Here is an 8,898-nt window from a genome sequence, read left to right on the forward strand (position 1 = left end):
ATCACCGGGGCAGGCGACCACCCATATCATCAAGCCCGAGCCTGAGAGGTTTCCGAGACTGGCGGCAAACGAGGCGTTCTGTCTGACATTGGCGAGAAGCATCGGCTTAAGCGCAGCAGAAGCCGAATGGCGTTCGGCCCGAGGCAGGGCTTTCCTGCTCGTCTCGCGCTATGACCGGATCACCGAAAGCGGAACGACACGGCGGTTGCACCAGGAAGACTTCGCGCAGACGTTGGGTGTTCTTCCCTCGAAGAAGTATGCAAGCGATGGCGGGCCGGTGTTCCGGGACTGCGTCGATCTCGTCAGGCGCACCGCGACAGATCCCGAGGCGGAAATTCTCAAGCTGATCGATGCTGCGCTCTTCAATCTCGTCATTGGCAATGCCGATGCGCATGCCAAGAACTTCAGCCTTCTGCGTAAGGCGAACGGGGAGGTGGTGCTCGCGCCGCTTTACGATCTGGTCTCCACGGTAGTCTGGCCTGAGCTGTCGAACAGGTTCGCGATGAAATATGGAGGTTCCAGAACGCTCGAAGCCATGTCGACCGGCAGCTTTGAGCGATTTGCTGCCGATGCGGGTGTGGACTTCAAGCTTGTCCGGGAACGCGGTCCTTTGCTTTGCGAACGCATCATGAGCGGTGTTGAGGCGGGTTGGGAGACGCCAGGTCTGACCGATCGATCGGCTGTTACGGCTCTGGCTGCTCTCATCCATGACCGTGCTGGGCGAGTATCGCTGAAGCTCGCATAATAATGGATCTGCGGAAAGGGGCCGGTTGTTCCTTTCCGTCGACAAGCCGATCGCGTAAAATGGCGGCAATGTCGCGGTACACGATCCATAAGAGCGGTGGCATAACTCCAGGCTTGGGAAGCCGGCCGCTTTCCGAAACCGCGCGTATCCGCAAGTATGGCCGGATGCGGGGTCTCGATGAGACCAACCTGCTTGATCGCATCAAATCGATCTTCAGCTGGAATACCATGCGATGACGCCATACGAAGCTTGAGACGATGGCGAAAGCAGCATGACACGCTGGCTATGACCGAAACTGTCGCAGGCCTGTAGGAAGCGAAGCATCACTTCAGACGGTCGGATTCGCGGCCACTAGGAGATGCTCTGTGATGCTCGCCTCGTTTCTCATGTTTGTCTTACTCAGGCTTGCGATCAGTTCGCTGCAGGCAATTGGAAGGCGCAAGCCGATGCAGGATGCCTGCGCGTCTGCCCGGCAGATTCCCAGAAGAAGTCACGAGGTCGAAGACGCCTTCGGAAGCGCGCTCGCCTGCTGTCCGGAGTATGCCACGCCCTTGCTCGAAGCGCGCTCGCCTTGTGCGTTGCTGCTTGCCCGCGCCGCCTCTGGCGATCTCGATGCGATGACGGATCAGATCGTCGAGCAATTGCGTAGCCACATTCCAGCACTGGTGGCAGCGCACTGCGCCGTTATCGAAAGAGCTCCACCCGAACTTCGGCGACTGGCGATGGTCGAGCTGGTCGAGGACTTGCGCGGCATGGCAGCAATCGCGCAGGGCCGGCTCGACTTCCTCGCCGCAAGGCGCAGTGAAATGCGCAGAAGCTCCATGGCTTACGCGGCCGCGGCCTGATGTCGGGGCTCTCCAAATCCCGGATTGCGGCCTTCGAGCAATGCCCGCGCCGGCTCTGGCTTCAGGTCCATCGCCGTGAACTTGCCGACCAGAGCGAGGGTGCCGAAGCGCTGTTCGCCATTGGCAACGAAGTGGGCGAGGTGGCTTGCGCGCTGCATCCCGGTGGCATGATGATCGAGGCCGAACCTGATCTGGCGCAGCGCTGGAAACCACGGCGCGCCTCATAGCAGAGGACCATCCCGGCCCGCTGTTCGAGGCGACCTTCATGCACGAGGGTGTGCTCGTCAGGGTCGATGTGATGGAGCGGCTGCCGGATGGTGGCTGGCATGTCGCCGAAGTGAAAAGTTCGACCGCGCCAAAGGACTACCACGTGGGCGATCTTGCGACGCAGGTATGGGTACTACAGGGCTGCGGCATCGATGTGCGGTCGGCCGCAATCCGCCACGTGGATAACCGGTTCATACTGCAGGTTCCGGGCGAACTCGACGGTCTCCTGCACGATGCCGACATGCTGGGGAAATTGGACGGGATCATTGCGGGTCGCGATGAGGTGGTCCGCTCCGTACGGCCGGTGCTGAATGGCGAGGAGCCGCAGACTGCGCCGGGCGATCATTGCAGCAGCCCGCATGATTGCGAATTCGCCGCACATTGCCGCAGGGGAGAGCCGCTGCCACCGGAATGGCCGGTGACGGTGCTGCCGCGCGGGGCCGGGGCCGCATGGCGAGTGCGCGGCTATGACGATCTGCTCGATGTCCCGCCAGACCGTTTGTCAGGTGTGAACGCCATCGTCCACGTGGCAACGGTCAGCGGCACGCCCTTCCATGACCGCGGCGGTGCCGCGGCCGAGATGATGCAATAGGGTTGGCCGCGGGGGTGGCTCGATTTCGAGACCATCGCTTTTGCCGTGCCGCGCTGGATCGGCATGCGTCCCTATCAGCAGATTCCTTTCCAGTTCTCGCTGCACCTCGAACAGGAAGACGGAGCGATGACTCACTCCGAGTTCCTATCGACAGATGGTGCCGATCCGCGCCGTACCTCTGCCGAAGCTCTTGTCGAGCAGATCCCTGCCGCGGGCGCGATTATCGCTTACCACGCTCCGTTTGCACGCAGCGTCTCGCTGGCGTTCCGCTGAGCGCAAGTGCGGCGCAAGTTCTATGAACTGGCCGATAGCTCGCCGGTGGCCGCCGGAGTCCTGCGTCGCATTGCTTTGCTCTACGCCATCGAGGACGAGGTGCGGGGATCGTCGGCGCAGCAACGCCAGACCGCCCGCGCTGACCGGCTCAAACTGGCCGATAGCGGACCGACAGCTCTCGGGAGCAGATGCTGGAAAACGGACAACGGTTCGGGACTCCATCGTGATCATCAGTCGCCGACAAAGGAGACATTCGCTGCTCCGAATGAGCAAGCTAGAAGCTGTCCTTCGTTCACGGGCTGGACCGGCCCCTTGGGTTGCCGCCCAAGGGGCGAGCATTCTGTTAAACTTCAGTTCGCTCCGAGAGTGTGAGAGCATCGTCGATATCGACGCCCAGATAGCGAACCGTGTTCTCGATGTTGGTGTGCCCCAGCAATATCTGCACCGCCCTCAGGTTACCCGTGGCCTTGTAGATGATCGAAGCCTTTGTGCGCCGAAGCGAATGCGTCCCATACTCCCGCTTGTCGAGCCCGACCGTCGAAACCCATTCATCGACAAGCCGCGCATATTGTCGGGTACTCAAGTGACCCTGGTAGTCGATCCTGCTGGGAAACACGTAATTGAGGAATGATCCTCCCCGTCGTTCAAGCCAAACGGTCAGGCTCTTTCGTGCCTCCGTCATGATCTCGAACTGGACGGGGCGTCGGGTCTTCTGCTGGATGACAGTTGCTCGATTACGAACGGTACATCCGCTTACCAGATCGCCGATCCGGATTTTCACGAGATCACAGCCTCGTAGTTTGCTGTCGATGGCTAGGTCAAACAAGGCCCGGTCTCGTATGCGCTTGTGTTCATCAAGGAAGAACCGGATTGCCCAAATATCTCTCGGCTTCAGCGGGCGTTTAGGCCCGATGGTCTGTCCTGCATTCCAGGGCCGCTGATCGTGAATGGCGGGGTCTAGATCTGAATGTCCCATAGCACTTCTCCGATGGCCTGATTGGCCAAAGGGAGAGTACCCAATTTTGGAGAACCGGACGTGGTCGAAGGCTTCTTAGTTTCAGGCTATCGCCACCCAAGTCGCTAAGCCGCCGGTACGGCCCAGTTGGGGGTCGATATACGGGTTACCGGCTCGTCTTTAATGCATTAGAGATCGCGCCAGACAATACCCTTTCTGCGGACCGGATATTGTCAGCCAGATCCTCTAGCTGACGCGCCATATTAGGGTCACCACGGGTCTTGAAGCTTTCCGCGAGGCCAATGATTTGCTCTGACCGTAGCCGTAGCACTCTTAATGCAGCAGTGGCGTCTGGTATATAATCAAGCACTTGCGACCCCTCAAACGGGCGCAAGATATATCGTGATATGCGAAACGTGGGCAATTCGAATTATAGGTACCGGCCCAACTTTTTCTGCAAGTCCTATTGCGAAACACTCAGCCAGACGAGGGCCGAATAACGACCCTGACCCTTTCCTGATTGCTCATGGTAGCTGGGTCATACCTCGCACTCTTCTCGTTATAGAGATGCATTGCGCAGCATAGAAAAGCATGTTCAGGCAGCTTCCGTATCGGTTTGGCGCCGAACGGTCCAAGACTCAAGCTCGCCATATGAAAGTGGCATCAAAAACTCGAATCCGGTCTCGCCTTCTCCTGTCCAGCGTACAACGGCCTTCTTTCGTGGCATCCCGGTGATTTCAACAAACAGCTTTTCGCCAACCTTAAAGGCCGATGACTTTATTCTGAAACCTCTTGTCGAGATATTTAAAACCTGGTTTCGACTGGAGGTTACGCTATCGGCCACTTCGACAGTGCAAACAATGGGCAGTCGGGGCGGGCGGGTCGGTTCCTCTGATGCCGATCCGCCGAGAACCTTGCTGACATCGATCGGGCAAGCGAACCTGATTCCGAGCCTTCCGCCCGCTGACCAAACAACTTGGCCTGCGAGCATCTCATGTTCGGTGAACCCTAATCGCAGCAAATCACCTTCGTCCAGATCGGCACATGTTTCGACCATCACTCCTTCAGGAGAAAGATCCTTGACCATACAGAAGCCGGAATACTTCGCGGTCTCGATGATTGCTGGTCTGTAGACGCTCCTGCTTCGGGCAAATGCCCGACGATCTTCATCTATGTGTGGCACCTTTCACCCCCTTGGCGAGCCAAATACTATTTCATCACACGCAATCAGGCTATTTCGATGCTATCAAACGCATGCCGCTCAGGCATCGACAATTCTTGGTCTGCCGATAGTTAAAACAGCATAAAAACATACTGTTAACGGCAATTACCTGATCTCATTGCTTGAGTTCGCAAAGAGGGGGCGTGCTGCAGTATACAGCCTGCGGATAGCGTCGGGCGACCATTCAGCTAGTGGAGATGTTATAGCACTGCGCGCTGAAGAACCGCCCCGCTGACCAGGACCCCCGCGGGGCGGTTCCCTGCGCTTAACCTGCGCTCCGCGCCGCCGAGATCACACGTCGTCCTTGCCTGCATGCAGGGAGTTAGACGGTCGGGATACCACTTGTTCGCCTAAATCGATTGTTCATGAGGTGTTCGGCAACCAGTACCATTCGATCAAGATCGACAGGTTTGGTCAGATATTCATCCGCACCTTCATAAAATGCAATCTTCTGGTCCTGCTCACCCGCGACAGAGGTCAGCATCATCACAGGAACCATTGCCAAGTCGGGGTCGATCCGCATTTGCTGAAGCACCGCGCCGCCATGCAAGACCGGCATTTTCTGATCAAGGATTGCCAGGTGCGGTGCTCGGAAGCGCATAGCATCTAGCGCTGAGCCTCCGTCACGAAGCCATCCAACTGCATGGCCCGCTTGAAAAAGTCGTTCGCTGACCATCTCGCCCATAATTGGATCATCTTCGGCTAGGATTATACGGCCCATATCTCCATCTATCTGGAAACCCTCTGAAAGGCGAACAATTGTTCGAGTTTTTCACGAAGTTCCATCCCCGTCAGATGCATAAGGGCTGCCTCGCCCTGGCGGCATGCCTCCCCCAATTCTCTCTCATTAAAATAAGCCGCGGTTCCAGCAATCTGGTGCATATCCGACAGCAGCGCGTCATGATCGAAACCCTCCGCAGCGCTAATATACAAGGCTAGGTTGGCGAACATTCGATCTCGCTGCTTTTTGTAGGCGATCGCCAATCGATCGATCGTCCGACCTTGCCCTTCGACGCTTAGGTCTCTCCGTGCTCCAAATTCGACCAGTGCAGCGCGCAAATCTTCAATCGCCAAGGGTTTGCTCAGATGCCCCTGCATACCGATCCGCCGACAATTTTCTATATCGTCAGCAGATGAATTCGCGGTCAACGCTACGATCGGAAGATCTGCAGCGGAATACCCCCTTTCTCTGAGTTGCCGCGTAGCTTCTAATCCATCCATCTCCGGCATGCGTATATCCATCAGAACCAGATCGAAACGCTGGCCAGTTTTTGTAGCATCCTCAATGATTTGCAAAGCTTCTAAACCGTTGGAAGCGATTATGGCTTGCAAACCAAGCCTTTCCAGCATCGATTGCAGGACAAGAACGTTGATCTCATTGTCTTCAGCGACGAGCAATCGCAGCGGTTCTAGGGGAGATTCAGCGGTGCGAGCGTCGTTCTGAGATACCAGAGCCATATCGACCGCGTCTTCGCCTCTACCGCAGACGATCGGTAAGCGAATGTTGAATATTGAGCCGGACCCAATTCCGGAGTGCACCTCAACAGATCCACCAAACGCGGTGACCAAGTTTTTGGTTATTGCAAGCCCAAGTCCGGTTCCGCCAAAGCGATTGCTCACCCCAGCTTCAGCCTGGTCGAAGTAACCAAAAATCATCTCCAATTTTTCTGGAGCTATGCCAACACCAGTATCCGTAACTCTGATTTTGAGCACATCACCACTCTCGAAGTCCTCGACACTCACATAGACTGAAACGGCCCCTTCATCCGTAAATTTGATGGCGTTCCCTATCACGTTATTTAAAATCTGCCGTAGTCTAAGCGGGTCGCTTTGTAATACATCTGGAACCGCAGGTGCTATGTTGCAGGTCAGTTCGAGCCCCTTGTTTTGCGCTAAAGCGCGTAGCGCTTCAACTGCCATCAGAATTTGCTGCCTGACATTAATCGGTTCTGAGACTAGCGTTAGTTTGCCAGCCTCCATTTTCGAAACATCGAGAATATCATTCAATAGGCTGAGCATGTTTTTTCCAGATTGAACGATCAGCTCAATCATCTGCTTTTGAGCCTGCGGCAAATCTTCCTTCGCCAGAATTTGTGCAAATCCAAGAACGCCATTCATCGGCGTGCGGATCTCATGGCTCATATTGGCAAGAAATTGCGCCTTTGAGGCAGCCGCTTCATCAGCTTGGCGACGTGCCTCCAAAAGCTCGATCTCTGCCGATTTGCGATCCGTAATGTCCATTGCGACGCCAACGTAGGCCGCGATTGAGCCATCGGACTTTTTCTCAGGGCGGGCAAGCACAGCAGCCCAGCGAATTGAACCGTCTGAATGAGCAAAACGAAACTCATCAGCATAGCCATCGCCATTGGCTGTGGCCGTTTCCCAGGTCCTAACAACGCGATCTCGATCTTCCGGGTGCAACGAACGCGTCCAACCTTTTCCGGTCGCACAAAACGCATCCATGCCGGCGAGGATTTCCCAAGCGCGATTGACATAGGTGCAGTTGCCATCTGCAGCAGTGCGGAAGATACCCGCAGGAGAAAGATCAGTAAGGGTTTCGAACGTTCTCTTCGCTTCCAGAAGCCTCTGCTGGGCTGCAGTTTCAGAAGTTAGATCAATCACAGCACCGAGAACGCCGTTATGTTCTCCCTCATCATTCTCTATCCTTTGGGACCGCACTCGTAATGTTCGCCCACTGAATTCTCGAAAGACCGTGGATTCGCCCTTCTCCGACGGCACGTCGGAGATTCTCTCCCAGAGCGTCGATCGAAGCAGTTGCTCACGGCTGCCAACTTGGTCCCAGAGGGCAGCATTGGCATAGAGCAGCTCACCCGAAGATGAGGTTTGGAAAATGCCGACTGGCGAGAGTTCCGCAATTTGCTTGAACCGATCTTCAGCAAGTCTCTTTCCTCGAAGTAGGGCTGCGATTGGAAGGCCAATGGCGAAACTACTCGCTAAAAAAACCTGAAGTACGAAAAGTTTGTCTGAAAGGTCACCGCGAACCAGATTGATTGGACCGTGTCCATAGGTTGTAGCCACGCTGGCGACGATCGCGAGATTCAATATTGCTATGGCATTGCCCAAGGCACCTAAGCGAAACGCATAAAGCAGAACGATTGGCGCATCGAGAAACAGGAATGGAAAGCGGGTTTGCCAAAAGGTGTAGACGCTGATCGACGTGCCGACCCCGATGATCAGCACCCCCTCGATTATCATCCGCCTTGTTAACTTATGACGCTGAGACCAAGCATCAACCAGTATCGTGAGTGCTGGCGTGACTATGAGAAGCCCTAACGCATCCGCGCGGAACCACTCCCAAAAAACCGCGCTGAATTCAGCCTGCATCGCCAGATAGAGATACAATGACGCACAAAGGGACGAGAAACTGCAGGCTAAAGTGGCGACCAGAGCAAAAACGCCAATCTGTCGGTATTCAGTAAAGCCAGGCCGCATGACCCCCAAATGATTTAGCGTGAGAAGCGCCGCGCAGATCTCCAGCGCATTTATCGCTGACAGACTTACTGCCATTATTGCGGCATCACCCACAGCAAAATTGGCAATGACATTAGATGCGAAACAGGTGGCTAGGAGGGGCAGCCATGCATCTCTTTTGGCCTTCAATAGGACGCAAAGGAGGATGGCGTTTGGCGCCCAAACAGCGGCAATCCTCCCGCTGTCACGCGTCAATGTGATACCGGCATAGGCGGTAAGTCCGAAAATAAGACTCACCGCAAAGAGCAATGCAGTATGTCTTCCCAAACGCTGCAGCGCTGCCGACCCCATGCTTGATCCTCCCGACTGATTGATCGGGAATCTCTGAAGCACGGACGTCGAAAAATGGTTAAAGCCGTCAGGACTGTCGGCTATGGCTATTCGCCTCTCGTGAGAGGACCTTCCTTATGGTTCAATGGTCTGGACATCGCATTGGAGGCCTGGACCGCCGACTTATACCAACCTGCACTGATCAGAACCTACGGGCCCATTTGCGGCGGCCGATGG

9 protein-coding genes and 1 pseudogene are annotated in these 8,898 nt (G+C 55.8%); 6 read left to right on the forward strand and 4 right to left on the reverse strand.

Annotated features, from left to right (window positions below):
- From AC4FIJ_RS16030 to AC4FIJ_RS16055, 6 genes and pseudogenes are all read left to right on the forward strand, one after another.
- Positions 1 to 745 (forward strand): HipA domain-containing protein (locus AC4FIJ_RS16030; RefSeq protein WP_490337637.1); only part of this gene is annotated, 745 nt, incomplete at its 5' end.
- Between the two features lie 368 nt (positions 746 to 1,113).
- Positions 1,114 to 1,590, forward strand: coding sequence for a hypothetical protein (locus AC4FIJ_RS16035; protein ID WP_490337638.1), 477 nt, complete (start codon positions 1,114 to 1,116; stop codon positions 1,588 to 1,590).
- Positions 1,590 to 1,817 (forward strand): hypothetical protein, encoded by a 228-nt coding sequence (locus AC4FIJ_RS16040; protein ID WP_490337639.1) that lies wholly within the window; start codon positions 1,590 to 1,592, stop codon positions 1,815 to 1,817. Before AC4FIJ_RS16035 ends, AC4FIJ_RS16040 begins: the two co-directional genes overlap by 1 nt.
- 38 nt (positions 1,818 to 1,855) lie before the next feature.
- Positions 1,856 to 2,449 (forward strand): hypothetical protein, encoded by a 594-nt coding sequence (locus tag AC4FIJ_RS16045; RefSeq protein ID WP_490337640.1) that lies wholly within the window; start codon positions 1,856 to 1,858, stop codon positions 2,447 to 2,449.
- Between the two features lie 27 nt (positions 2,450 to 2,476).
- Positions 2,477 to 2,722: pseudogene (locus AC4FIJ_RS16050) on the forward strand (DUF2779 domain-containing protein); the annotation flags it as partial.
- A gap of 6 nt (positions 2,723 to 2,728) precedes the next feature.
- A complete protein-coding gene (locus tag AC4FIJ_RS16055) occupies positions 2,729 to 3,094 on the forward strand; it encodes a hypothetical protein (protein ID WP_490337641.1) in 366 nt (121 codons plus the stop codon).
- Here AC4FIJ_RS16055 and AC4FIJ_RS16060 read toward each other — a convergent pair.
- The 4 genes from AC4FIJ_RS16060 to AC4FIJ_RS16075 all read right to left on the reverse strand — a co-directional run bounded on the left by AC4FIJ_RS16060 (position 3,066) and on the right by AC4FIJ_RS16075 (position 8,682).
- Positions 3,066 to 3,698: a tyrosine-type recombinase/integrase gene (locus tag AC4FIJ_RS16060; protein WP_490337642.1), complete on the reverse strand. Its 633-nt coding sequence runs from the start codon at positions 3,696 to 3,698 to the stop codon at positions 3,066 to 3,068. The two genes, AC4FIJ_RS16055 and AC4FIJ_RS16060, sit on opposite strands and share 29 nt — an antisense overlap.
- Positions 3,699 to 4,272: 574 nt before the next feature.
- A complete protein-coding gene (locus AC4FIJ_RS16065) occupies positions 4,273 to 4,860 on the reverse strand; it encodes a PilZ domain-containing protein (RefSeq protein WP_490337643.1) in 588 nt (195 codons plus the stop codon).
- A 361-nt stretch (positions 4,861 to 5,221) separates the two neighbouring features.
- A complete protein-coding gene (locus tag AC4FIJ_RS16070) occupies positions 5,222 to 5,620 on the reverse strand; it encodes a response regulator transcription factor (RefSeq protein WP_490337644.1) in 399 nt (132 codons plus the stop codon).
- A gap of 8 nt (positions 5,621 to 5,628) precedes the next feature.
- Complete coding sequence (locus AC4FIJ_RS16075; RefSeq protein ID WP_490337645.1) at positions 5,629 to 8,682, reverse strand: PAS domain S-box protein; 3,054 nt, start codon at positions 8,680 to 8,682, stop codon at positions 5,629 to 5,631.
- Positions 8,683 to 8,898 lie beyond the last annotated feature (216 nt).

The sequence above is a fragment of the Croceicoccus sp. genome (assembly GCF_983967925.1).

Excerpts from the sequence above, each read along its gene's own strand:
- AC4FIJ_RS16045 (WP_490337640.1), top strand. The coding sequence starts at position 1,856 with ATGCACGAGGGTGTGCTCGTCAGGGTCGATGTGATGGAGCGGCTGCCG.
- AC4FIJ_RS16060 (WP_490337642.1), bottom strand. The coding sequence starts at position 3,698 with ATGGGACATTCAGATCTAGACCCCGCCATTCACGATCAGCGGCCCTGG.
- AC4FIJ_RS16070 (WP_490337644.1), bottom strand. The coding sequence starts at position 5,620 with ATGGGCCGTATAATCCTAGCCGAAGATGATCCAATTATGGGCGAGATG.
- AC4FIJ_RS16040 (WP_490337639.1), top strand. The coding sequence starts at position 1,590 with ATGTCGGGGCTCTCCAAATCCCGGATTGCGGCCTTCGAGCAATGCCCG.
- AC4FIJ_RS16075 (WP_490337645.1), bottom strand. The coding sequence starts at position 8,682 with ATGGGGTCGGCAGCGCTGCAGCGTTTGGGAAGACATACTGCATTGCTC.
- AC4FIJ_RS16035 (WP_490337638.1), top strand. The coding sequence starts at position 1,114 with ATGCTCGCCTCGTTTCTCATGTTTGTCTTACTCAGGCTTGCGATCAGT.